Origin of the sequence: Bacillus sp. L381 (genome assembly GCF_030284525.1) — a bacterium.
Taxonomy (GTDB): domain Bacteria; phylum Bacillota; class Bacilli; order Bacillales; family Bacillaceae; genus Bacillus; species Bacillus amyloliquefaciens.
This window is the reverse complement of the sequence record NZ_CP127224.1, coordinates 3,211,718-3,236,617: the sequence shown is the minus strand read 5'-3', so window position 1 is coordinate 3,236,617 and position 24,900 is coordinate 3,211,718. Positions and strand designations below refer to the sequence as shown.

General features: G+C 49.2%; 22 protein-coding genes and 1 other annotated feature. Of the genes, 15 read left to right on the top strand and 7 right to left on the bottom strand.

Annotated elements, in window-relative coordinates; genetic code table 11:
• The first annotated feature begins 2 nt into the window (after positions 1-2).
• Positions 3-1,175, top strand: coding sequence for a DegT/DnrJ/EryC1/StrS family aminotransferase (locus tag QRX25_RS16630; protein ID WP_212099389.1), 1,173 nt, complete (start codon positions 3-5; stop codon positions 1,173-1,175).
• Positions 1,154-2,119 carry a polysaccharide pyruvyl transferase family protein gene (locus QRX25_RS16625; RefSeq protein WP_115996867.1) on the top strand — a complete coding sequence of 322 codons (966 nt, stop codon included), beginning with the start codon at positions 1,154-1,156 and terminating at the stop codon, positions 2,117-2,119. Before QRX25_RS16630 ends, QRX25_RS16625 begins: the two co-directional genes overlap by 22 nt.
• 13 nt (positions 2,120-2,132) lie before the next feature.
• Here QRX25_RS16625 and yvfG read toward each other — a convergent pair whose 3' ends face one another.
• Positions 2,133-2,351, bottom strand: coding sequence for a protein YvfG (yvfG, locus tag QRX25_RS16620; RefSeq protein WP_003151570.1), 219 nt, complete (start codon positions 2,349-2,351; stop codon positions 2,133-2,135).
• A gap of 77 nt (positions 2,352-2,428) precedes the next feature.
• On the opposite strand from yvfG, the gene rpoN reads away from it, so the two are divergent.
• A complete protein-coding gene (gene rpoN, locus QRX25_RS16615) occupies positions 2,429-3,739 on the top strand; it encodes an RNA polymerase factor sigma-54 (RefSeq protein WP_238156935.1) in 1,311 nt (436 codons plus the stop codon).
• 37 nt (positions 3,740-3,776) lie between these two features.
• On the opposite strand, the gene lutP is transcribed toward rpoN, so the two are convergent.
• Positions 3,777-5,453 (bottom strand): L-lactate permease LutP, encoded by a 1,677-nt coding sequence (lutP, locus tag QRX25_RS16610; RefSeq protein WP_115996871.1) that lies wholly within the window; start codon positions 5,451-5,453, stop codon positions 3,777-3,779.
• Positions 5,454-5,657: 204 nt separating this feature from the next.
• Here lutP and lutR point away from each other — a divergent pair, with 204 nt between their 5' ends.
• The 5 genes from lutR (at position 5,658) to QRX25_RS16585 (ending at position 10,672) form a co-directional block, all read left to right on the top strand.
• A complete protein-coding gene (gene lutR, locus QRX25_RS16605; RefSeq protein ID WP_013353677.1) occupies positions 5,658-6,377 on the top strand; it encodes an L-lactate utilization/bacilysin biosynthesis transcriptional regulator LutR in 720 nt (239 codons plus the stop codon).
• Positions 6,378-6,407: 30 nt separating this feature from the next.
• Positions 6,408-7,598, top strand: a complete 1,191-nt coding sequence (locus QRX25_RS16600) for an aminotransferase-like domain-containing protein (protein WP_115996873.1) — start codon at positions 6,408-6,410, stop codon at positions 7,596-7,598.
• 179 nt (positions 7,599-7,777) lie between these two features.
• The gene (gene lutA, locus QRX25_RS16595; protein ID WP_065982378.1) at positions 7,778-8,494 is read left to right on the top strand and encodes a lactate utilization iron-sulfur protein LutA; all 717 of its coding nucleotides are present in this window, start codon (positions 7,778-7,780) and stop codon (positions 8,492-8,494) included.
• A 25-nt stretch (positions 8,495-8,519) separates the two neighbouring features.
• Positions 8,520-9,950 (top strand): lactate utilization iron-sulfur protein LutB, encoded by a 1,431-nt coding sequence (gene lutB / locus QRX25_RS16590; protein WP_065982377.1) that lies wholly within the window; start codon positions 8,520-8,522, stop codon positions 9,948-9,950.
• Positions 9,950-10,672 carry a LutC/YkgG family protein gene (locus QRX25_RS16585; RefSeq protein ID WP_115996874.1) on the top strand — a complete coding sequence of 241 codons (723 nt, stop codon included), beginning with the start codon at positions 9,950-9,952 and terminating at the stop codon, positions 10,670-10,672. Before lutB ends, QRX25_RS16585 begins: the two co-directional genes overlap by 1 nt.
• Positions 10,673-10,707: 35 nt before the next feature.
• Here QRX25_RS16585 and QRX25_RS16580 read toward each other — a convergent pair whose 3' ends face one another.
• From QRX25_RS16580 to QRX25_RS16570, 3 genes are all read right to left on the bottom strand, one after another.
• The gene (locus QRX25_RS16580) at positions 10,708-12,036 is read right to left on the bottom strand and encodes a GntP family permease (RefSeq protein WP_045512151.1); all 1,329 of its coding nucleotides are present in this window, start codon (positions 12,034-12,036) and stop codon (positions 10,708-10,710) included.
• A gap of 26 nt (positions 12,037-12,062) precedes the next feature.
• Entirely contained in the window at positions 12,063-13,607 is a 1,545-nt protein-coding gene (gntK, locus tag QRX25_RS16575; RefSeq protein ID WP_212099386.1) for a gluconokinase, read from the bottom strand.
• 182 nt (positions 13,608-13,789) lie between these two features.
• The gene (locus QRX25_RS16570; RefSeq protein ID WP_115996876.1) at positions 13,790-14,647 is read right to left on the bottom strand and encodes a MurR/RpiR family transcriptional regulator; all 858 of its coding nucleotides are present in this window, start codon (positions 14,645-14,647) and stop codon (positions 13,790-13,792) included.
• Positions 14,648-14,798: 151 nt separating this feature from the next.
• On the opposite strand from QRX25_RS16570, the gene QRX25_RS16565 reads away from it, so the two are divergent.
• Both QRX25_RS16565 and QRX25_RS16560 read left to right on the top strand, forming a co-directional pair.
• Positions 14,799-14,957 carry a hypothetical protein gene (locus QRX25_RS16565; RefSeq protein ID WP_212099383.1) on the top strand — a complete coding sequence of 53 codons (159 nt, stop codon included), beginning with the start codon at positions 14,799-14,801 and terminating at the stop codon, positions 14,955-14,957.
• Between the two features lie 92 nt (positions 14,958-15,049).
• Positions 15,050-15,289, top strand: a binding site (T-box leader).
• A 63-nt stretch (positions 15,290-15,352) separates the two neighbouring features.
• The gene (locus QRX25_RS16560) at positions 15,353-16,693 is read left to right on the top strand and encodes an amino acid permease (protein WP_065982373.1); all 1,341 of its coding nucleotides are present in this window, start codon (positions 15,353-15,355) and stop codon (positions 16,691-16,693) included.
• Between the two features lie 33 nt (positions 16,694-16,726).
• On the opposite strand, the gene QRX25_RS16555 is transcribed toward QRX25_RS16560, so the two are convergent.
• Positions 16,727-17,644 carry a DMT family transporter gene (locus tag QRX25_RS16555; protein WP_212099380.1) on the bottom strand — a complete coding sequence of 306 codons (918 nt, stop codon included), beginning with the start codon at positions 17,642-17,644 and terminating at the stop codon, positions 16,727-16,729.
• 97 nt (positions 17,645-17,741) lie between these two features.
• Between QRX25_RS16555 and QRX25_RS16550 the strand changes: the two genes are divergently transcribed.
• Both QRX25_RS16550 and QRX25_RS16545 read left to right on the top strand, forming a co-directional pair.
• Positions 17,742-18,635 carry a LysR family transcriptional regulator gene (locus tag QRX25_RS16550; protein ID WP_212099377.1) on the top strand — a complete coding sequence of 298 codons (894 nt, stop codon included), beginning with the start codon at positions 17,742-17,744 and terminating at the stop codon, positions 18,633-18,635.
• A 113-nt stretch (positions 18,636-18,748) separates the two neighbouring features.
• A complete protein-coding gene (locus QRX25_RS16545) occupies positions 18,749-19,756 on the top strand; it encodes an LLM class flavin-dependent oxidoreductase (protein WP_065982370.1) in 1,008 nt (335 codons plus the stop codon).
• Between the two features lie 33 nt (positions 19,757-19,789).
• Here QRX25_RS16545 and araR read toward each other — a convergent pair whose 3' ends face one another.
• Positions 19,790-20,878 carry an arabinose utilization transcriptional regulator AraR gene (gene araR, locus QRX25_RS16540; RefSeq protein WP_212099374.1) on the bottom strand — a complete coding sequence of 363 codons (1,089 nt, stop codon included), beginning with the start codon at positions 20,876-20,878 and terminating at the stop codon, positions 19,790-19,792.
• A gap of 254 nt (positions 20,879-21,132) precedes the next feature.
• Here araR and araE point away from each other — a divergent pair, with 254 nt between their 5' ends.
• From araE to gap, 3 genes are all read left to right on the top strand, one after another.
• Complete coding sequence (gene araE, locus QRX25_RS16535) at positions 21,133-22,527, top strand: arabinose-proton symporter AraE (protein WP_115996882.1); 1,395 nt, start codon at positions 21,133-21,135, stop codon at positions 22,525-22,527.
• Positions 22,528-22,791: 264 nt separating this feature from the next.
• Positions 22,792-23,826: a gapA transcriptional regulator CggR gene (gene cggR / locus QRX25_RS16530; RefSeq protein ID WP_071347583.1), complete on the top strand. Its 1,035-nt coding sequence runs from the start codon at positions 22,792-22,794 to the stop codon at positions 23,824-23,826.
• A gap of 33 nt (positions 23,827-23,859) precedes the next feature.
• Positions 23,860-24,867 (top strand): type I glyceraldehyde-3-phosphate dehydrogenase, encoded by a 1,008-nt coding sequence (gene gap / locus QRX25_RS16525; RefSeq protein ID WP_003151611.1) that lies wholly within the window; start codon positions 23,860-23,862, stop codon positions 24,865-24,867.
• Positions 24,868-24,900 lie beyond the last annotated feature (33 nt).

Below are 24,900 nucleotides of genomic sequence, written 5' to 3'. Positions count from 1 at the left end.
TCATGCAAACAAACAAACGGATTTATTTGTCTCCGCCTCATATGAGCGGAAAAGAACAGGAATACATCGCGGAAGCTTTCCGTTCCAATTGGATTGCGCCGCTCGGTCCGCTCGTCAATTCGTTTGAAGCGCGGCTCGCGGAATATGCGGGGGTGAAAAGCGCGGCGGCGGTAAGCTCGGGAACGGCCGCCATCCATCTTGCCCTGCGGCTTGCGGGTGTGAAAAAAGGAGACGCTGTATTTTGTCCTTCCTTTACGTTTGTCGCCACGGCGAATCCGATTGTGTATGAGCAGGCAGAGCCCGTTTTCATTGATTCGGAATGGGAGACGTGGAACATGTCGCCCGCCGCGCTTGAGCGGGCGCTCCGGGATGCAAAACGGTGCGGCAGGCTCCCAAAAGCGGTGATCGCCGTCAATCTTTACGGCCAAAGCGCAAAAATGGATGAATTGTTAAGCCTTTGCGACGCATACGGAGTCTGTCTGATTGAAGACGCCGCCGAGTCCTTAGGATCAACATATAAAGGCAGGCAGAGCGGCACGTTCGGCCGTTTCGGCATTTATTCCTTTAACGGCAACAAAATCATTACAACATCGGGAGGCGGCATGCTCGTGTCTGACGATGAAGCCGCTATTGAAAAAGCGAAGTTTCTTGCGTCACAGGCGAGAGATGCCGCCGTTCATTACCAGCACAGTGAGCTCGGTTATAACTACAGGCTCAGCAACATTCTCGCAGGCGTCGGTATATCGCAGCTTGAAGTGCTCGAAGAACGCGTCCGGGCGAGGAGAGAAATCTTTCACAGGTATAAGGAAGCGCTGGAAACGTATCCGGGCATCCGCATGATGCCGGAGCTTGAAGGTACGGTTTCAAACCGATGGCTGACGGCTCTGACGCTTGATAACGGCGTGACGCCTGAGGAAGCTGTCGCCTGTCTTGCCGAACAGAATATTGAGGCCCGGCCGCTGTGGAAACCGCTGCATACGCAGCCGCTTTTCTCATCTTCCGTTTTTTATCCTCACAGCGATCATGAACGGGTCTCTGAGAACCTTTTCAGCCGGGGCATTTGTCTGCCGTCCGGGTCTGATTTGTCTATTGAAGAGCAGCAGCGTGTCATTGACGCACTTGCACAACTGTTTGAAATGAAAGGGGAGAAAACATGGACAGCCGCCATGTCATGAGCCGATTAAAAGAAACGCTGACAGGTCTGCTCAGCGTCATACCGCCCCAGTCTGACATCATTTATGCCGACTATCCCCTCTACGGAAATGTAGGGGATTTATTGATTATGAAAGGGACGGAGGCGTTTTTTAAAGCGCACGGCATCCGCGTGAAACAGCGCTGGAATCCTGACAATTTTCCGTTCGGACGCAGGGCGGACAAAAAGACGATCATCGTCTGTCAGGGAGGCGGGAATTTCGGGGATCTCTATCCGTACTATCAGACGTTCAGAGAAAAAATCGTCAAAGCCTTTCCCGAAAACAGGATCGTCATTCTGCCCCAATCCATCTATTATCAGGATGAAACACGGCTGCGAAAGACAGCGGCGCTTTTTGCGGAGCACAAGGATCTGCACCTGTTTACGAGAGATCATGTGTCATACGAAACTGCGAAACGCTTTTTTTCGGCGAATCACATCGGGCTTCTGCCTGATATGGCCCATCAGCTGTATCCGATCAAGACGGCAGCGGCTCCGTCACGCGGCAGGCTTCATTTTATCCGCACGGATGGGGAAATCAATCCGAAACTGCAAAATAATCATTCCGTTAAAAGCTGCGACTGGCAGCATGTGCTGTCAGCAAGTGACCGCCGGGGAATCGCTTTTTTCCAGACGCTGAATGTCCTGAATAAAAAAGCGGGAAACCCGCTGCCGATTGCGCGGTTTTGGAAAATCTATTCGGATTTCCTGACGAAAAAAGCGGTCCGGTTTTTCAGCAGGTACGAATCGGCGGAAACGTCAAGGCTTCACGGCCACATCCTGTCCTCGCTTCTTGGGAAACCGAATACTGTCATTGATAATTCATACGGGAAAAATGCCAACTATTATCACACCTGGACGCACGAAGCGCCGGACGTCCGTCTGATCGGTGAAACCGCCGACAAGAAGGAAAACCTTCCGCTTTGAATGAGCGGAAGGTTTATTTTGTTTCTCCCCGTTTTACTTTGTTATACGCCTCATCCAAATGCTGAATTCTTTTGAGCACAACCGAGTTTTTCGTCAGCTGATCCTGTACAAGGGTTGAGACGACGGAGCGGTAATAGCTGTTCATCGCATGAATTCGGTCTTCATTCGGATTCATTTCAATATGCTGTGTAAAGTTTTCAATAAAATAAGGAACAGAAAAAAGTTCTGACATCTATAAAGCAACTCCTTTTAATAAGTATATACGGTATGAAACCAATCATGTACAATGAAAAAAGGGGAGTGAGCATGATGGATATCAAACTTCAGCAAACACAAATTTTAAAGCCTCAATTGACTCAAGAGCTTAAACAGGCCATCACTTTGCTCGGATACAATTCCGCGGAACTGGCCGGGTATATTGATGAGCTCTCTCTGGAAAACCCTCTGATTGAACGAAAGGAAACAGACACGCCGCCACTATCTTACCATAAAACAAATAAAAACAGGATGAAAGAACAGGACGGAAGCCAGCAGATCAGGCTTACGCGCAAATCGCTGCAGGATTCGCTCAAACAGCAGGCCTTAGACATAAAGCTGTCCGATGCCGAAAAGAAAATTTTTAATTATCTGATATATTCCTTGGATTCAAACGGATATTTAAAAGAGGACATACAAGCTGCTGCGGACCATGTATCCGCTTCACTAGAGGAGACGGAAGCCGTTCTGGCAAAGCTTCAATCGCTTGAGCCTGCGGGAATCGGCGCCCGGTCTTTACAGGAATGCATTCTTCTTCAGCTCCGCCGTCTGCCCAAGCGGAACGAACAGGCGGAATGGATTGCCGGCGCCTATTTTGAGCTTTTTGCAAGGAAGAACTGGAAAGCGCTTACATTGAAAACGGGCATTCCGCTCAAAGACATTCAGGACATCTTTGACATGATCAGCGCGCTTGACCCGAGGCCGGGGCTATGTTATGCGCATGAGGAGCCGGGTTTTTACATTGAACCGGATATTTTCATTACGGTGAAAAACGGCATCATTCAAGCGCGGCTCAACAGCCGTTCGTTCCCGGATATCCAGCTTCATGCCCATTATCGGCCGATGCTGTCAGCCGTTGGATGCCGAGACACGAAAGATTATCTCTCGGCAAAATATCAGGAATGGCGCTGGCTGAACCGGGCTTTATCGCAAAGAAAACAAACGATCACGAGAATTATCGGCGTCCTGACTGAACGGCAGGCATCCTTTTTTCTCACAGGAAAAAGCGGCATGCAGCCGCTGACTCTAAGAGAGGTGGCGGAAACGCTGGAGCTCCACGAATCAACGATCAGCCGGGCCATAAAAGGAAAGTACGTGCAGACGCCGTACGGACTGTACGATATGAAAACATTTTTTTCGGCGAAAGCTGAATCATCGGGAGAAGGCAGCGCCTCAAATTATGCCGTAAAAGCACACCTGGAAGCATTGGTCCGTAAAGAAGACAAAAAGAAACCTTTTTCAGACCAAAAGCTTGCCGATCTGCTGCTTGAACAATATGACATCCGAATTTCAAGACGCACCGTCGCCAAATACCGTGACCAATTAAATATCCCGCCGTCATCGGCGAGAAAACGATACAGCTGAAACCTCCCCGAGCCAAATCCCGGGGAGGTTCTCTTTGTTACGGGATCATCCATGAAAACAGATGATGCTGTAAAAATGTAATGAGACAGACGAGCAAAAGCAAAAACAGACTGTGCTTAATCGTGAAGCGGAAAAGCTCTGCTTCCTTGCCCGCCAGACCGACAGCGGCACAGGCCACCGCAATGGATTGCGGAGAAATCATTTTTCCGGTGACGCCGCCTGATGAATTGGCGGCGACAGAGAGAACCGGATCCATTCCGACAGAGAGCGCCGTCACCTTTTGCAATCCGCCGAACAATAAATTGGCCGACGTATCAGAGCCGGTAATAAACACGCCGAGCCAGCCGAGCACCGGCGAAAAAAAGGTAAACATCGCGCCCGTCATGGCAAGCGCAAGACCGAGTGTCGCGCTCATGCCGGAAGCATTCGTCACATAAGCAAAGCCGACAACAGATACGATGGTGACAATCGGAAGCGTTAGTTCTTTTATGGTTTCTATAAGCGCTCCGCCCCATGACTTCCAAGGCATGCCGAGTGCGAACTTGGAGATGACGGCAGCAATCAGAATCGCCGTGCCCGCTGAACCGAAAAATTCAAGCTTGTACACGGCTTCAATCGGCGTGCCGTCAGCCTGAAGAATTTGCTGATTTACAAATGGGACGGGAGGGGTGAAGGTCAATGCGCTCCCGGCTGCATTCAGCCAGGAAAGCCATAGTGACGTTCCTTCGTAATGACCAGTCAAGGCGGCCTTCACGCCGGGAATCCCCCAAACGGATATCATGGCCGTCAGAAGAAGGAAAGGAGACCATGCTTTAAAAACCGCAGCCCCCGCGTACACGGCCGGCGTGCCGTCAGCGGCTGCTGCTGATTCCCGTTCTGCCGCGAACCGAAAGGCCGTTTTCGGTTTCCAAAATTTCAAAAACACGGTGAGCGCGGCCATGGACACAAGCGCCGACAGCACATCAGGCAGCTCAGGCCCTAAAAAGTTTGAGCTTGCGTACTGCACGGCCGCAAAGGAGACGCCGGAAACAAGAATGGCCGGCCATACTTCAAAAGCCTTTTTAAACCCGCTCATCAAAATGATTAAATAAAGCGGAATAAATACGGATAAAAACGGCAGCTGCCGGCCGACCATTTGAGAAATTTCCATAGCCGGTATTCCGGTCGGACCTTCGACGGCGGTAATCGGAATGCCGATCGCGCCAAAGGCAACAGGCGCAGTATTGGCAATCAGGCAGATCCCCGCCGCATAAAGCGGCTGAAAACCAAGTCCGACGAGCAAAGCGGCCGAGATCGCGACGGGAGCGCCGAAACCGGCGGCGCCTTCTAAAAACGCCCCGAATGAAAAGGCGATGAGCAGCGCCTGCAAACGCCGGTCATCTGTAATCGACAGCACCGAACTCCGGATAATCTCAAATTGTCCTGTTTTTACGGTGATTTTATACAAAAAGACGGATGTGATGATAATCCAGCCGATCGGAAGCAGCCCGTACACCGCTCCCTGCGAAGCGGACAGCACCGCTTTTTCGGCCGGCATTCCGTAAACAAATACAGCGATTAAAAGTGAAACGGCTAATGTCAAAAGCCCCGCTATGTACCCCTTCATCCGTTTCACCGCCAGCGCCCAAAAAAAGAAGATAATCGGCACGAGCGCGCAAGCCGCCGATAAAAGCAAATTTCCCCCTAAAGGAGCGTACCCCTGTGTCCATTGCATCCCTAAAAACCCCTCCTTATGACATGTAAACGATTACTTTTTATGATAAGGTCATCTGATGACCGGGTTAATTAGCATTATATTTTGAAGGTTTTGAAAATACAATACTTTTCTGAAACAAATTGTCTGAACCTGTCGGCGGCACGAAAAAAGAAGTATAATAGACGATAAACATCAAGATTCACAAGTGACGGGGTGATCACGTTGAAATATAAACAAATTAAAACGAAAAAAATCTACGAAGAAGTCGCTGATGCATTGCTTGAGAAGATAAAAGCGGGCGAGCTTAAGCCGGGTGAAAAGCTTGATTCCGTTCAGGCGCTTTCTGAGAGTTTTCAGGTCAGCCGCTCGGCAGTCAGAGAAGCGCTGTCAGCTTTGAAAGCGATGGGGCTCGTCGACATGAAACAGGGAGAAGGCACATACATAAAAGAATTTGAGCCGGCCCATATTTCCCAGCCGCTTTCTTCCGCCCTCTTAATGAAAAAAGAGGACGTCAAACAGCTGCTCGAAGTCAGAAAGCTGCTTGAACTGGGCGTCGCCGCAATGGCCGCTGAAAAACGAACCGAAGAAGATTTACAAAAAATCCGCCAAGCTCTCATGGAGATGAAAGACATCGACGGAGACGAAGAATTGGGGGAAAAAGCAGATTTCTCCTTTCACATGGCGCTGGCTGAAGCATCACAAAACGGCCTGCTCAAGCATCTCATGAATCATGTCTCCGCGCTGCTTTTGGAAACGATGAGAGAAACGAGAAAGATTTGGCTGTTTTCTAAACAAACGAGCGTGAAAAGATTATATGAAGAGCATGAACGCATTTACAGCGCCGTCGCCGCCGGAGACGCGGATGAAGCGGAAGCCGCGATGACGGCGCACCTGACGAATGTGGAAGAAGTGCTGGGGGCTTACTTTGAAGAAAATGTATAAAAGCTGACTTGTGAAAGGGGATAAGATCACATGCAGGCCGAATCTTTTTTTTCTGACCATGCAAGGAAAGCCCTTACAAACGATCCTCCCGGGGAATGGATGCCGGATGCTCCGAAAGCGTGCATCCCTCTGCATTCCGGCTATCCCGATCCCGCACTCGTTCCTGATAAGGAGCTGAAAGAAGCCGCATCCCGCCTTCTGGATGAGGAGCGCGATCTGCCGCTGCATTATATGGGAAGTCCGAGGCCGGCTGTTTTAAAAAAGCAGATTCAAAAACGATTAGCCGTCCGCGGCATTCACTGCCTGGACGATGAGCTGATCGTGACTTCAGGCGCCTGTCAGGCGATAGATCTGGCTGCCCGGGTTTTTCTTGATGAACAAACCCCCGCTGCCGTTGAAGCTCCTGCCTACATGGAGGCGCTCGAGATTTTAAAAAATTACACACCGCATATGATGAGCGTTCCGGCAGATCAAGAGGGCCTGCAAACAGAAACATTAGCCCTCATGCTTGAGGAAAGAAAACGCAAAGGGCTTGTGCTTCCCCGTCTTCTGTACACGATACCCGCTTTTCAGAATCCTGCGGGAACCGTGATGTCAGCAAAGCGGAGAACCCGCTTGCTTCAGCTGGCCGAAACGTATGATTTTCTCATCTTGGAGGATGATGCATACGGAGAGCTCGGATTCACCGATATCCCGCCGCCTTTAAAGGCCATGGATCAGAAGGGCCGGGTACTGTACGCCGGTTCATTATCAAAAGTCATCGCCCCGGGTATGAGGATCGGCTGGATTACAGGGAATGCTGCTTTCATCAAGGCTTTGTCATGGTTTAAAAAAGACTTGGACCACCCATTTTCTCAAGCGGTGACCGCCGTCTACCTGGAGCAAACGGATGTTGAAGAGCGGCTCGCCGCCTTGCGGGAAGCATACCGGAGCAAACGTGACGTTTTGCTCGCCGCATTAAAACAATATCTTCCGGAATCCGCATCTTGGAACGTGCCGGACGGCGGTTATTTTGTTTGGGTGAGAGTGCCGGGTGCGGATACGTCCGCACTGCTGGCGCGGGCTCTTTCTTCAGGCGTTTCTTATGTACCCGGAAAATATTTTTTTCTGAACCAGGAAGACGGTGCGGAATATCTCCGCCTGTCGTTCAGTTATGCAGGTAAAGCTGCGATAAAAGAGGGCGTGCAAAAGCTGGGGCGCCTGCTGGAAAACGAGATGTAAAGCAGCATGTGAAGCTTTCGGGCTTCTCTTTTTTTGTGCCTCTAGCGCATCGGGCACAGGATTTTTCAGAAAAACCTTCCAATCCATATTCAGAATAGTGTAGGATATTTATAGAGCTTTCCCAAAAACAGGTCATCAGATGACCAGATCACATATTGAGGATGAAAGAGGGGTTCATCATGAAAGTCTCATTATTTGTCACGTGCCTTGTGGATATGTTTCAGACTAATGTCGGAAAGGCGACGGTTGAATTGCTGGAACGGCTCGGGTGTGAGGTGGATTTTCCCGAAGGGCAGATTTGCTGCGGTCAGCCGGCATACAACAGCGGGTATGTGACGGATGCGAAAAAAGCGATGAAGCGGATGATTGCCGCGTTTGAGGAAGCGGAGTACGTCGTCAGTCCGTCAGGTTCCTGTACGACGATGTTCCGTGACTATCCGCATCTGTTTCAGGACGATCCGAAGTGGGCGGTAAAAGCGCAGCAGCTTGCAGACAAAACATATGAGTTAACAGATTTTATTGTCAATGTTCTCGGGGTGGAGGATGTCGGGGCAGTGCTGCATAAAAAAGCGACATTACATACATCGTGCCACATGACAAGGCTGCTCGGCGTGTCGGAGGAGCCGATGAAGCTTTTGCGCCATGTAAAGGGGCTTGAGTTTACTCCGCTTCCCGGAAAACATCAATGCTGCGGATTCGGCGGAACGTTTTCTGTGAAAATGGCGCAAATCTCCGAACAAATGGTGGATGAGAAGGTCGCCTGTGTGGAAGACACGGAGGCCGAGGTGCTGATCGGTGCGGATTGCGGCTGTCTGATGAATATCGGCGGGCGTCTTGACCGGAAAGAAAAAAACGTCAGAGTCATGCACATCGCCGAAGTGCTGAACAGCAGATAACGAGAAACAACAGGGGGGTAAAATCATGGCGATGAAAATCGGTACCGCCGCTTTTAAAGAGCGGGTATCAGAAGGAATAGATAATGAGTTTATGAGAGGAGCCGTCTCCGGAGCGCAGGAACGGCTCAGGACAAGAAGGCTTCAGGCGGCAGAGGAATTGGGAAACTGGGAGGATTGGCGTTCGCATGCGGAAGAAATCAGGCAGCATGTGCTGGACAATCTTGATTTCTATTTGGAACAGCTCGCCGAAAATGTCGCCAAAAGAGGCGGACACGTCTTTTTCGCCGAAACGGCGGAAGAAGCGTCCTCATATATCCGCGATGTCATTCGGCAGAAAAGCGCCAAAAAAATCGTTAAATCCAAATCCATGGTGACAGAAGAAATCAATATGAACGAAGTGCTTGAAGAAGAGGGCTGTGAAGTCGTAGAAACGGATCTCGGCGAATACATTCTCCAGATTGACGATCACGATCCGCCGTCACACATCGTTGCTCCCGCTCTTCACAAAAACAAAGAGCAGATCCGTGACGTGTTTAAAGAAAGACTCGGATACAAGCAGACGGAAAAACCGGAAGAGCTCGTTATGCACGCACGCAGCGTTCTCCGGAAAAAATTTCTCGAAGCGGACGTCGGCATCACGGGCTGCAACTTTGCAATCGCGGATACCGGTTCGGTCAGTCTCGTGACAAACGAAGGAAACGGCCGCCTTGTGTCCGCGTTGCCGAAGACGCAGATTACCGTAATGGGAATGGAGCGGATCGTTCCTTCATTTTCTGAGTTTGAAGTGCTTGTCAGCATGCTGACGAGAAGCGCCGTCGGCCAGCGGCTTACAAGTTACATTACGGCGCTGACGGGTCCCCGGCGGGAGGGAGAAGCTGACGGACCGGAGGAATTCCATCTAGTGGTCGTGGACAACGGGCGTTCCCGCATACTCGGCACGGAATTTCAATCGGTGCTGCAATGTATCCGCTGCGCCGCCTGCATTAATGTCTGTCCCGTGTACCGGCATGTCGGCGGACATTCGTACGGGTCCATCTATTCGGGCCCGATCGGCGCCGTCTTATCGCCGCTTCTCGGCGGATATGACGAGTATAAGGAGCTTCCGTACGCCTCCTCCTTATGCGCGGCCTGTACGGAAGCGTGCCCCGTTAAAATTCCGCTGCACGAACTGCTGCTCAAGCACCGGCAGAACATCGTGGAAAAAGAGGGCAAAGCGCCGTTCAGCGAAAAATTGGCCATGAAAGCTTTTGGGCTCGGCTCATCATCCCCGTCCCTTTATAAAATGGGATCAAAATGGGCGCCAGCCGCCATGATGCCGTTTACGGAAGATGACAAAATATCAAAAGGACCGGGACCGTTAAAGGGATGGACAACAGTCCGGGACTTCCCGGCGCCGCATAAATCAAGATTCCGAGATTGGTTTAAAGATCGGGAAACACAAAAGGAGGAAGAATGATGATGAAAGGGACGGTTAAACATCAGGAATCCTTTTTAAACCGGATCGCTGAAAGCCTGGGCAGAGAGCGCAGAAAATCAGGCGTGTCCCTGCCTGAATGGAAGTATCAGCCTCAATATGAAACGCACGCGGGCTGTACGGAAGATGACCTTGTCACGATGCTGAAAGACCACTGCGTCAACATTCATACGGAGCTGATCGAAACGGATGCCGCCGGGCTTTACGCCGCTTTGCGCACGCAGGTGGAACGCTTTGAAGGGGGGCCTGTCATCATCCCGAAAGACAGCCGGTTTGAAACGTACGGCCTGCAGAACCTTATGACAGAAGAGTGGCCGGATGAAGGGATTCCGGTATGGGAATGGGATGCGGAACAAGGAGCGAAAAATATTGAAAAAGCGGAACAGGCGAATGTAGGCATCACATTCAGCGAGATCACGCTTGCGGAATCAGCCACCGTCGTTTTGTATGCGTCAGAGCATGCCGGCCGTTCTGTCAGCCTGCTTCCGACGACCTATATCGCAATCATCCCGAAATCTTCCATTGTGCCGAGAATGACGCAGGCCAGTGATATATTGAAACAGCAGATCAGAGACGGCGTCACTGTTCCTTCCTGCATCAACTATATTACAGGACCGAGCAACTCGGCCGATATCGAAATGGATTTGGTTGTCGGCGTCCACGGACCCATTAAAGCTGCTTATATCCTTGTGAATGACCGATAACAAAAACAACCCCCGGTTCAGACCGGGGGTTGTTTTTATATAAACGCGTTAATGATCATGATAAAACAAATCGCACTGACAGAAATAATTGTTTCCATCGCCGTCCATGTCAGGAATGTTTCTTTCACCGTCATTCCGAAATACTCTTTAATGAGCCAGAAACCGGAGTCGTTGACATGAGACAGAATCAAAGAACCCGCTCCTGTTGCTAATACAAGAAGCTCGCTGCTGACGCCCGGCATGACAGATGCAATCGGTGCGACAATGCCGGCCGCCGTCATCATGGCAACAGTCGCTGAACCTGTGGCGACGCGGATGACCGCCGCGATTGTCCAGCTTAAAAGAACGGGAGAGAAGCTTGAATGCTTCGCCAGATCAGCGATATAAGTGCCGACGCCTGAATCAATCAGGACGTTGTTAAAAGCGCCGCCGGCTCCGATCACAAGCAGAATGGAAGCGATCGGCCCCAGACAGTCATTGCTGAATTTTAAAATGCTTTCTCTGTTAAAGCCCTGATAAAAACCAAGGCTGAAAAAGGAGTAAACCGTGGCGATCAAAAGTGCTGTGACAGGATCGCCGATAAATTTAAAAGTTTCATAGAGCGTGCTTTTTTCCGGAAGCGCAATTTCGGCAAGCGTTGCCATAAGCATCAGGATCACCGGTACCAATATCGTAAACAATGTATTTGCGAATCCAGGAAGCTTGCGTTTCTCATTTCGTTCAATAAATTGTTTTTTCAAAAGGTCGGGAACGGGTTTATGAATGCGCTTACCAATCCATTTTCCGTAAAGCGGCCCCGCGATGATGGCAGTCGGAATGCCGACGATTAAAGAATACAAAATCGTTTTTCCGACATTTGCGTGATAAATGCCGACAGCCGCCATCGCCGCCGGGTGGGGCGGTACCAATCCGTGCACGACGGAAAGTCCCGCAAGGAGCGGAATCCCGATCGTCACTAATGAAACGCCGGTTTCAATCGCAATCGTAAACAAAAGCGGCACAAGCAGGACGAAGCCGACCTGGAAAAACACCGGGATGCCGACGATAAAAGCGACGGCCATCATCGCCCAATGCACTTTCTTTTTGCCGAAGCGGCCGATCAGGGTGTGAGCGATCCGCTCCGCACCCCCTGATTCAGCCATCATTTTACCGAGCATCGTACCGAGAGCCAGCACGATCGCAAGCAGAGACAGCGTATTGCCGAGCCCGGTTTTCATCGAAGTGATAATGTCCGGAAGATGCATGCCCGTTGCGAAACCGACAAGAATGGATGTAATCAAAAGACTGATAAAAGGATTTAACTTAGCGACTGTAATCAATAAGAGTAAAACGATAATAGCGGCAATGACAATAAACAGTAACATGACCTTTTCACCCTTTCAAAGAAGAATTAACGGCTTTGTTTGAGCTGAAATTCACTGATGACGTCAAATTCATCTTTGAGCTTGTCATACAGCCGCTCGTATAAGTAAAACAGCTCAATATATGTTTCGCTGTTTTTGACATTCGGTTCATGGCGGTGAGAAATTCTGATCCAGTCCTGAACATCCTCAATCTGTTCCATTTCGCCAAGGCTGTGTAGAGCGAGGACGGCAGCTCCGAGCGCCGAGGCTTCATAACTTTCCGGTACGAGAACTTCCCGCCCCATCGTATCGGACAAAATCTGTCTCCACAGCGGCGACCTCGCAAATCCTCCCGAAGCCCGCACGTCTTTTGCGGGACCCGCCAAATCTCTCAGTGCGACCCCGATTGAAAAGACGCTCATGATGACGCCTTCCAGCACCGCTCTGATAAAATGCTCCCGTTTATGACGGAGGCTGATGCCGAAAAACGTTCCGCGGGCATTCGGATTCCAAAACGGCGCGCGCTCTCCTGATAAAAACGGCAGAAACAGCAATCCCTCAGAACCTGCGGGCACTTTATCCGCGATATCAATCATTAAATCGTACGGATCAATGCCCAGCCGCTTCGCCGTTTCGACTTCCGGAGAAGCGAATTCATCACGAAGCCAGCGCAGCATAATGCCTCCGTTATTCGTCGGGCCGCCGATGACCCAATGCTTGTCAGTCAGCGCGTAACAGAACGTCCGCGCTTTTTCATCCGTAATCGGTGTATCCGTCACCGAACGCACGGCACCGCTTGTTCCGATCGTAACGGCTACTTCGCCTTTGCCGATCGCGCCTACTCCCAGGTTCGCGAGCACGCCGTCATTTGCGCCGATGATAAACGGGGTATCCGCATGAATGCCCATCCGTGCCGCGATTTCCGGCGGAAGGCCGCGCAGCTGATGAGTGGTCGGCACGATGTCCGACAGCTGATCTTCCCGGATTCCGGCAATCCGGAGCGCTTCTTCATCCCAGGAAAGCGTCTCTAAACGGAACAGCCCTGTTGCCGAAGCGATGGAATAATCGACGACATATGTCCCGAAAAACTCGTGCAGAATATATTCCTTAATACTGATGAATTTGGCGGTTTTCGCGAATGTCTCCTTATCCTGCTCTCTCATCCACACAATTTTGGAAAGCGGGGACATCGGGTGAATCGGTGTACCCGTCCTTTTATAAATATCGAAACCGTTCATCTCTTTTATAATCCGTTTTGATTGCTCAGCGCTGCGGTTGTCCGCCCAAATGATGCTTTTGGTCAGCAGGCCGCCGTGTTGATCGACAGCAATCAAAGAGTGCATGGCGGTGCTGATACCGATTGCAAGCAGTTTGTCAGGACTCAGTCCGGCCTTTGTGACGGCGCCCCTGATGCTTCCGATAACCGCTTCCAAAATGTGCTCAGGATCCTGCTCGGCCCATGCCGGCTTTGGCTGTATTAAATCATAGTGAACCGAATGCTTGGCTAACACTTTGCCTCTTGGTCCGAACAGAACGGCTTTCGTACTGGTCGTGCCGATATCCAGACCGATAACAGCTTGGGTTTCCTTCATATATATCCCGCCTAATCTAATTGAATAATAAGATAGATTGATAATGTATGCCCTTACAAAGTCAATTATAGGAATAATTTTTTTATAAATCAACGATGAAGAAGAAAAATTTTTTCATAAAATTGTCTCATTTCCCGCTGTATCGGCATTTTTCTTTTGAAAAATAAATATTCAGAAAGCGATTACAAACGTTTGTGCGCGATCATTTTTCTGATTTTCTGCAAGTTGGCGAGCGTTTTCTCCTGCCGCAGACGGGCCGTTGCGAAATACAGTGTATCAATGACTGTCAGCTGGGCGAGTCTTGCGGACATCGCTTCCGTTCTGAAGGCCGTCTCCCTTGTTGATGTATACAGCACAACGTCGGAAATCTGGGTGAGAGGCGATTTTTGATAGCTTGTAATGCCGATCGTTCCTGCGCCGAGCGATTTGGCCGTTTTCACCGCGTCGAGCACATCTTTGTTGCTCCCCGAATGAGAAATGCCGATGACCGCGCTTCCGGGACCGAGAAGACCCGCTGACATCGCCTGAAAGTGAGAATCCGTATGCGCGATGCAGTTTATGCCCGTACGCATAAACTTATGATACGCGTCAGTGGCGATCAGCCCGGAGCCGCCGTTTCCGTAAAATTCGATTCTGTCTGCACCGTGAATCATCTCTACCGCTTTTTCAACATCGGCCGGATCCAATAAATGAAAGGTATCGGTCAGGCCGGAAATATTTGCGCGGAAAACTTTCTGAATGATGACTTCGATATCGTCATCGGGGCTCATTTCTTCATGAATGTGCTGTACCGGCTCCTGAACGATCTCCTGAGCAAGCGTGATTTTTAAATCCTGATAGCCGGAAAAACCGAGACGCTTGCACAGCCTGAAAATCGTCGCTTCAGAGCTTTTCGTTTTTTCCGCCAGCTGAATGATGGAGAGGTGAACCACGTCTTTCGGTTCCTTCACGATATGGTCTGCAATCGCTCTTAATTTTGGCGACAAGCCTTTACTGGCAGCTTGAATCTTCCCGATGCTGCTAGAATTGACAGGGGTCATGCTATAACCTCCTTACTCGAATGTAAACGCATACTTTTATGATAAAGCAAGTTTCAATATAAGGAAAACAGAATTTTAAAATTGTTTTTTCGATTTAAAATATAAAAAAAAGAGAAAGGCCGCCGATGATAGAAAGTGAGGAGGAATCTGGATGAAAAAAGCATGGATTCTCGTCATTTCATTCGGCATTGCGCTTGCCCTGTTTTTATACGCAAATACAAAGGTAAAAGCGGAAAGCGCGGCACCCGGAAAGCAAAGCCCGGTTTCCGAATTTCTGCTGAGATTTTTGAATGACTTGGAAGGGCAATAAGCGGCAAAAATTATGTATTGACTTTGAAAATAGAAGACTGTATATTATGTTACTATATTCAGAAAATAAAAACTCAAGAGATTCATTTAACATAAAACACTGTGAACGGGAGCAGTAAAAGAATCCAGTCAGAAAAAGAGAGCCGCGGGGTGGTGCAACGCGGACTGATTGTTCTTTGAACTCGCCCGGAAGTGGCAGGGCGGAACGGAATTGTCGGAATATTCCCTATGTCCTAACGGCTGACCTTCGTTAAAAGGTTTAAAAGCTGGATTCCGGATATTCGGGATCAACAAGAGTGGTACCGCGGCTGCCTGAGGCACGCCGTCTCTTTTCTAAAAAGAGGCGGCGTGCTTTTTTATGTGATGAACGATTTTTTGCGAGAGGGCGTGTGATAGATGGAAAAGGACAAGCAAACGTTAAAACGGACGATGTCGTCCAGACACATTATGATGATGGCGCTTGGAGGCGCGATCGGAGCCGGGCTTTTTAAAGGCAGCAGCACGGCGATTGATGAAGCCGGGCCGTCCGTATTATTGGCCTATCTCCTCGGCGGAATTATTCTGCTGTTTATTATGCAGGGGCTGGCTGAAATGGCTGTCCGAAATAAAAATGCAAGAACGTTCCGTGATTTAGTTCAGCAGTCTCTCGGATCGTACGCCGCATACTTTTTAGACTGGATTTATTGGAAAATGTGGGTGCTCAATATTGCCGCAGAAGCGGTAGTAGCCGCGATTTTTATTCAATATTGGCTGCCGGAATGTCCGATATGGATCCTGGCTTTGATCATTTCCATCGTGGTTACGGTTGTTAACATGCTTTCGGTGAAGCTGTTTGCCGAGACAGAGTACTGGCTCGCGCTTATTAAAATTACGGTGATTGTCATCTTTATTTTATGCGGTATTCTGCTGTTATTTTTCTCATTCGGCAATCACACGGCGCCGGGGCTGTCTCATTTAACGGACCACGGCGGATTTTTCCCGCATGGAGCGGGGGGCGTCATTACGGCGATGCTCGTTGTGATCTACTCATACGGCGGAACGGAAATCATCGGCGTCACGCTGGCGGAGACAAAAAATCCTGAAAAGGTGATTCCGAAAGCTGTCCGCAGCACGTTAACGCGGATTGTCGCTTTTTACTTGCTGCCGTTTTTCATCATTGTCAGTCTGATTCCTTGGAATCAAGTCAACAGCGTTCCGGAAAGCCCGTTTGTTATCGTATTTAAGATGATCGGAATTCCGGGTGCCGACCATATTATGAATGCCGTCATTCTTCTTGCGATCATCTCGTCCATGAACTCGGGACTGTACGGATCATCCCGCGTCTTGTTTACGCAGGCTTCTGACGGCCGGGTGCCGAAAGTCTTTTCAAAACTATCGAAGAAAAAGGTTCCTGTCTATGCGATTCTGACATGTACGTCGTTTTTATATGTAGGCGTTCTGATTTCTTTATTTGCGGGAAGCCAGACGTTTAATTATTTGATGGGTTCACTCGGCTATACCGTGCTGTTCATTTGGCTGATTATCGGGTTCGCCCATCTGAAATCAAGAAAACATGCAGCGGAACAGCCCGCTTATTACGTAAAATGGTTCCCGTACACGACATGGTTCGCGGTGCTTGCGCTTTTGGCCATCCTGATTGGCGTGATTGCCACGACTTCCATCGTCATCACCTGCATCACGGCGGCCATCTATCTGCTCATTACGGCTGCGTATCTTGTAAAAGGGAGACGCCAATAAATAAAAAACTCTTGCCCCGCGGCAAGAGTTTTTTTAATGAACGGCCTTTTTTTCTGGGGCCAAAGCAGGTGTTTTCAGCTTCTTCGGTGTCATATTCACCAAACAGATGCTTGTGACGATCAGAAGCAGTCCGGCCAAAAGGCTGACGGTCAGCGGCTCATGCAGGAAAATCGAGCTGACGATAATGGAAATGAGCGGGATCAGGAAGGTGTAAGAGGCAACCTTGCTTGCTTCCCCTGAACCGACAAGCGTAAAAAAGACGAGCCAGCCGAGCGCGATAACAAACACCGAAATGAATAGAAGGCTGAGAATGAACGGAGCTTTCCATTGAATCGCTGAAAAGCTTTCCGAAAAACTGCCGGAGCTGACAAGCAGCCCGCCGCCGATCAGAAGCTGAAGAGCGACCATCCAGATGGAGTCCACGCGTCCTCCCGTTCTTTTCATAAATACCGTGCCGAGCGCCCAGCTGACCGCAGAGCCTAATGCCAGAAGAATGCCGGCGATGGAAATATGGCCTCCGAAACCGGCTGCGCTGATGACGGCGACACCGGCGAAGCCCAGAATAAGACCGGCTATTTTTAAAGGAAACATCGGTTCCCCGAGCCACAGCCAAGAAAAAACGCCCATTAAGACCGGCTGGAAAAACACAATGGCTGAAAATAAGCCGGCGGGCAGGTAATTCAAGCCGACCGTTTGCAGGCCGTAAAATAAAGTGATATTTAAAATAGCAGAAATAAGATAGATCGGCCACGTTTCTTTAAAACGCAGCTTTTTAAAACGGGGCACCGCAACCATTAACAGCAGCAGTCCGCCGATCAGCGTGCGGATTCCGGCAAACAGAAGGGGCGGCGAATAGGCGAGCGCGGCCTTTGTCAGCGGCCAGTTAATCCCCCATACCGTGACTAAAAACGCCAGCATGAGAGCCGTCTGTATTCTCGAAAGCTGTTTCACGTCGTTCACTCCTTGTAGAACAATTCCATCATATGATACGGTAATCAGTAAGATAAATAAAATGAATCTTTTTTATAAGGAGCATAAGTAAAACGTTATGACGATTACACAACTGCGGGTTTTTGTTCAAATAGCTGAAACGGGAAGTTTTACAAAAGCAGGGCAGGCGCTGAATATGACGCAGCCCGCCGTCAGCCATGCCGTATCGGCGCTTGAGACGGAGCTCGGCATCAAGCTGATCATCCGGGAACGCCGCAACGGCTTAAGGCTCACGGACACGGGCAAAAAAATTCTCGTACATATCAGAGAGGTGCTCAAAGGCATAGAAAAAGCCGAGCAGCTGGCTGCCGCGGAAAGAGGGCTTGAACAGGGAACGATTCACATTGGCACATTTCCGGCCGCTTCCGCTTATTTCATTCCAAAGCTGATCAGCGTGTTTAAAAAAAGGTATCCGAAGCTTGAACTGGTGCTGCATGAAGGAACGGCGGACGAAGTGAAGGAGTGGCTGCAATCCCGGATGATTGATGCGGGCATTTTGCTTTTTCCGACAGAGGATATGGATTATTTCCTGCTGAAAAAAGACAAAATGGCAGCGGTTATGCATAGGGATCACCCTCTCGCCGCACGCCCAGCCGTAACAATAAAGGATCTGGACGGCGAACCGATGGTGGTCTGCGACGGCGGTTACACGTCGCCTTTTTCCGGCCTGTTTAAACAAGCCGGTGCCGAACTTTGCGCCGCCTTTACCGTTTTTAATGTCAGCACATCCATTAATATGGTGCGGGAGGGGTTAGGCATGGCAATCTTATCGGAAATGTCTATGGCCGGCAATCCTCTTCCGGAAGAAGTGGTGATTAAAGAGTTTACCCCGGATGTATTCAGGGAGGTGCAGCTGGCGGTTCCTTCTATAAAAGACGCCTCACTTGCCGCCAAGCTTTTTATTGAAATCGCCGAGGAGCTGTTCATCCGTAAGAAAACCGCCGCTGACTGATTGTTCGAAGATCATCGAATCAAATTGTTTAACTCACGGGAACAGCTGTGGTAAGGTGTGTGGTAGAGACCTTGTTTAAGATCTGCTTACACTAAACCATAAAGGAGAAAACGATGGCTGAACATACATTGAAAGATACTGCGTTTTCCGTATTGAATTTATCGCCGGTCGTACAGGGGGGGACGGTTGCAGAATCGTTCCGCAACAGCATGGATTTAGCGCGCCGCGCCGAGGAGTGGGGCTATAACCGCTACTGGCTGGCGGAGCATCATAATATAGAAGGAGTTGCCAGTTCGGCAACGTCAGTGCTGATCGGCCACATCGCCGGCGGCACGAAAAAAATCCGCGTCGGTTCAGGCGGCATTATGCTGCCGAACCACTCGTCGCTTGTGATCGCGGAGCAATTCGGAACCCTTGAAACGTTATATCCGGGGCGGATTGACCTCGGGCTCGGACGCGCTCCTGGAACCGACCAATTAACGGCGAGAGCCTTAAGAAGGAATATAAACAGCGGAGAAGATTTTCCGGAGCAGCTTGAAGAATTGAGAAATTACTTCAAACCGTCAGGCAATGTGCGCAACCAAGTCCGCGCCATTCCGGGCGAAGGGCTGGACGTGCCGATCTGGCTTTTGGGCTCAAGCGGCTTCAGCGCGCGTCTTGCGGGTGAGCTCGGACTTCCGTTCGCCTTTGCAGCTCACTTCTCACCGAAAAACACCGTGCCCGCTCTTGAGCTGTACCGAAGCTCCTTCCGCCCGTCAGACGTACTGGATAAACCATACGCGATGGTCGGCGTCACCGTCATTGCCGCGGATACGGATGAAAAGGCGGAGCATCTGGCGACATCGCATTATCAAAGATTTTTAGACCTCGTACGCGGTACGCCGAATCAGCTGAAACCTCCTGTTGAAGACATGGATCAAATCTGGTCGCCGTATGAAAAAGCGATGGTCAATGAACAGCTCAGTTCAACGATCGTCGGCGGACCTGATCGTGTGAAGGAAAAGCTGGAAAGCTTCATCCGGACAACACAGGCGGATGAAATCATGGTGAATTCGGAAAGCTTTGAGCATGCCGACAGAATGCGGTCGTTTGAAATTATTGCCGAATTAAAAAACAGCTGAGCAAAAAAGCAATGTGCGTGCACATTGCTTTTTTTATTCGCTGATCCGCTTTACGGAATTCCGGATAACGAGTTCCGGTTCGTACACGACGTTATCCTGCTTCGGTTTTTTATGTTCTAAGCTGTCGATGACGTATTTTGCCGCCGCTTTCCCCATAATTGATTTCGGATGCTTGACAGAGGTAAGCTTCACCTCGGAAATCTGGGCGAAATGTGAATCATCATAGCCCATGACTGACACGTCATCAGGCACCTTTAAACCGAATTCTCTGAGAAGATTAATCGTCTTCAGCGCAATTTCGTCATTGTAACAAAGAATGGCCGTCGGATGTGACCCGCTGTTCTGCTCAAGGGTAAGCTTCATTTTTTGGAGAAGCACGGTTTCTTTTTCCTCAGTTGTGTAAGTCACGATCATGTCCGGCGATGGAAAAATCCCGCGCTCCCGATGTGCCTGCAGATAGCCGTTCATCCGTTTGACGCCCTGCGTGTCATCTGCTTTAAAGATTCCCATAATGTGCGTGTGGCCGAGGGACATAACGTATTCGCAAGCCATCATGCCGCCTTTGACATCATTGACGGAAAAGCTCGGTGCGGCCAGCTCCGCATAAGAGGCGTTAATCATGGCAAACGGAATGCCGTTTTTCTCCAGATTGAGATAGTAGCCGATGTTGGGCGTCTGAAGCGCGCTTTTTGTGGGCTCGACAATCAGCCCGTCTATATTTTTGGACAGCAGGTTTTCAAGGCCCCGTCGTTCACTTTCTGTATTGTTGTTGGTGCTCGTCAGAAGCATGGAATAGCCCTGTTCGCTTAAATAAGATTCGATTCCCCTGATGATGCTCGGGAAAATATAGTCTGATATGTACGTTGTAATAACGCCGATCGTTTTGTTTGAATGCATGGCTGATTTCGCCGTGCGTGAAGCGACAAAGGTGCCTCCGCCCTGAACGCTGTACAGCAGTCCTTGCGAGACCAAATCCCCGATCGCTTTTCTGATGGTATGGCGGCTGACGCCGAACTGCTGCATCAGCTCATTTTCCGTAGGCAGTTTTTGATCCGGCTGTATTTTCCCTTGATTCAGCCAAGAACAAATTTCTTCTTTTACTTGAGCATATTTCGGTAGCATATCAATTCCTCCAAAATGTATACGGACAAATTCAAGTATAACATAGTAAGCCCTTTCATCAAGCGTCAAAAATAATTGACAGATTATGAAAAACTGCTTATTCTTTATTTGTACGTACTAATTTTCCTTATTTTTAGATAAAATTCTTTATAAGTACGTACAAATGTGACGGCGAAGATAACAAAGCCACACCAAACGCCGGCACTCTGATTTGTAAGCGTTTTTATTCTATTATACGCGGGAGGGTAAAATTCATGAAGAATCACCCGGCACCAATTGGTTCACATGTACCAGTCACTCGGCAGCATTCCATGTGGTTTGTCATTCTCATCTCATGTGCGGCCGGACTTGGAGGGCTTTTGTACGGTTATGACACGGCGGTGATTTCCGGCGCGATCGGTTTTCTGAAAGACTTGTACCGCTTAAGTCCTTTTATGGAAGGGCTCGTGATTTCAAGCATTATGATCGGCGGTGTTTTCGGTGTCGGTATTTCCGGATTTTTGAGCGACCGTTTCGGACGGAGAAAGATCCTGATGGCAGCAGCGCTTTTGTTTGCGGTGTCAGCGGTTGTCTCTGCGCTTTCTCAAAGCGTGTCTTCCTTAATTATCGCCAGAATTATCGGCGGCCTGGGAATCGGAATGGGCTCCTCGCTTTCTGTCACCTATATTACCGAAGCCGCTCCGCCGGCCATCCGCGGCAGTCTGTCTTCACTGTATCAGCTGTTTACGATATTGGGGATCTCCGGCACTTATTTTATTAACCTTGCCGTCCAGCAATCCGGTTCATATGAATGGGGAGTGCATACCGGCTGGCGGTGGATGCTCGCTTACGGAATGATTCCGTCCGTCATCTTTTTTATCGTGCTGTTTCTCGTGCCGGAAAGTCCGCGCTGGCTTGCAAAAGCGGGGCGCCGGAATGAAGCCCTCGCCGTGCTGACGCGTATTAACGGCGAACAGACCGCGAAAGAAGAAATCAAACAAATCGAAACGTCTTTACAATTAGAAAAAATGGGTTCATTATCTCAGCTGTTTAAACCGGGGCTGAGAAAAGCGCTTGTGATCGGGATTCTGCTGGCTTTATTCAATCAGGTCATCGGTATGAACGCGATTACGTATTACGGGCCGGAAATCTTTAAAATGATGGGCTTCGGGCAGAATGCGGGGTTTGTCACCACATGCATCGTCGGTGTCGTCGAAGTGATTTTCACCGTTATCGCGGTTCTTTTAGTCGATAAAGTAGGCCGGAAAAAGCTGATGGGGGTCGGATCTGCCTTTATGGCGCTGTTCATGATCTTAATCGGGGCATCCTTTTATTTTCATCTGGCGAGCGGGACGGCTTTAGTCGTCATTATATTGGGATTCGTCGCCGCTTTCTGCGTTTCAGTGGGGCCGATTACGTGGATCATGATTTCAGAAATCTTCCCGAATCACCTCCGTGCACGCGCCGCCGGTATTGCGACAATATTCTTATGGGGGGCGAATTGGGCGATCGGCCAGTTTGTGCCGATGATGATCAGCGGCTTAGGTCTCGCGTACACCTTCTGGATATTCGCCGTCATTAATGTTCTCTGTTTCTTGTTCGTCGTGACGATCTGTCCTGAGACGAAAAATAAATCACTAGAAGAAATAGAACAACTCTGGATAAAATGAAAGCGTTTTACGACAAAAGCCCGCTCCGGCGGGCTTTTGTCTGTCACCTTCATTCCGTTTCTGTATATAATGACTGTATCAAGGAGATACTGGTAAATGTTGCGAAGAATGTCGAGGAATTGACCTTTAACAGTTGAATTAACAATGTCACCCTGTTAAAATAATTAAAGAAAGCAGACATAATTTTTTTTGGCTATGATGGGACGTTTTTTGTCATAGCGGGACATTTTCTGTCCAGTATGAATAGGAAGGAACGTTTGAGTCATGAACCAGTTAATACAAGCTCAAAAAAAATTATTGCCTGATCTTTTGCTTGTGATGCAGAAAAGATTTGAAATCTTGCAGTATATCAGGCTTACTGAACCGATCGGCCGCAGAAGCCTTGCAGCCAGTCTCGGATTGACCGAGCGCGTTCTCAGAAGCGAGGTTCAGTTTTTGAAAGAACAGAATCTCATCGATATAAAAACAAACGGCATGACACTGACGGAAGAGGGCTATTCACTGCTTTCGATTCTGGAAGATACGATGAAGGATGTTTTAGGATTGACGCTTTTGGAAAAGACATTAAAGGAACGTCTTAATCTGAAAGACGCCATTATCGTTTCCGGAGACAGCGACCAATCTCCTTGGGTCAAAAAAGAATTAGGGAGAGCGGCCGTCGCATGTATGAAAAAGAGATTTTCAGGCAAAAATATCGTCGCTGTAACCGGCGGTACGACAATTGAAGCTGTCGCCGATATGATGACGCCGGATTCAAAAAACCGCGAGCTCCTGTTTGTGCCTGCAAGAGGCGGTTTAGGCGAAAACGTCAAAAATCAGGCGAACACCATATGCGCGCATATGGCGGAAAAAGCTTCAGGCACTTACCGGCTTTTGTTTGTTCCCGGACAGCTGTCACAAGGCGCCTACTCATCTATTATTGAAGAGCCTTCCGTAAAAGAGGTGCTTCACACGATTAAATCAGCGAGTATGCTCATTCACGGAATCGGCGAAGCTAGAACAATGGCGGAGCGAAGAAACACGCCTTTGGAAGATTTGAAGAAAATAGATGACAATCACGCGGTGACAGAGGCATTCGGCTACTACTTTAATGCGGACGGAGAAGTCGTTCACAAGGTGCATTCAGTCGGAATGCAGCTCGATGACCTCGGCGCCATTCCCGACATTATCGCGGTAGCGGGCGGATCATCAAAAGCGGAAGCAATTGAAGCTTATTTTAAAAAGCAGCGAAACACGGTTCTCGTCACGGACGAAGGAGCCGCAAAGAAGTTATTAAGGGATAACAGTCCCTCAATATAAATATCTCTCACTTATTTAAAGGAGGAAACAATCATGGCAGTAAAAGTCGGTATTAACGGTTTTGGTCGTATTGGACGCAACGTATTCCGCGCAGCATTAAACAATCCTGAAGTTGAGGTAGTAGCGGTTAACGATTTAACAGACGCTAACATGCTTGCTCATCTTTTACAATATGATTCCGTACACGGAAAATTAGACGCAGAAGTTAAAGTTGACGGCAGCAACCTTGTTGTTAACGGCAAAACAATCGAAGTTTCTGCTGAGCGCGATCCTGCGAAACTCAGCTGGGGCAAACAAGGCGTTGAAATCGTAGTTGAATCTACTGGTTTCTTCACAAAACGCGCAGACGCTGCGAAACATTTAGAAGCTGGCGCGAAAAAAGTTATCATCTCTGCACCTGCTAACGAAGAAGATATCACAATCGTTATGGGTGTTAACGAAGACAAATACGATGCGGCTAACCACCATGTTATCTCTAACGCATCTTGCACAACAAACTGCCTTGCGCCGTTTGCAAAAGTACTTAACGACAAATTCGGCATCAAACGCGGTATGATGACAACTGTTCACTCTTACACAAACGATCAGCAAATTCTTGATCTTCCGCACAAAGACTACCGTCGTGCGCGTGCAGCAGCTGAAAACATCATTCCTACATCAACTGGTGCTGCTAAAGCAGTTTCCCTCGTTCTTCCTGAACTGAAAGGCAAACTGAACGGCGGAGCTATGCGTGTGCCGACTCCAAACGTTTCTCTTGTTGACTTAGTTGCTGAACTGAACAAAGACGTAACGGCTGAAGACGTAAACGCAGCTCTTAAAGAAGCGGCTGAAGGCGACCTTAAAGGAATCCTTGGCTACAGCGAAGAGCCATTAGTATCCGGAGACTACAACGGCAATGCTAACTCTTCTACAATCGATGCTCTTTCTACAATGGTTATGGAAGGCAGCATGGTAAAAGTAATCTCTTGGTACGATAACGAAAGCGGCTACTCTAACCGCGTTGTTGACCTTGCAGCTTACATCGCAAAACAAGGTCTTTAATTCATAGCTCCCGGAAAGGGCCGGACTTGGTTC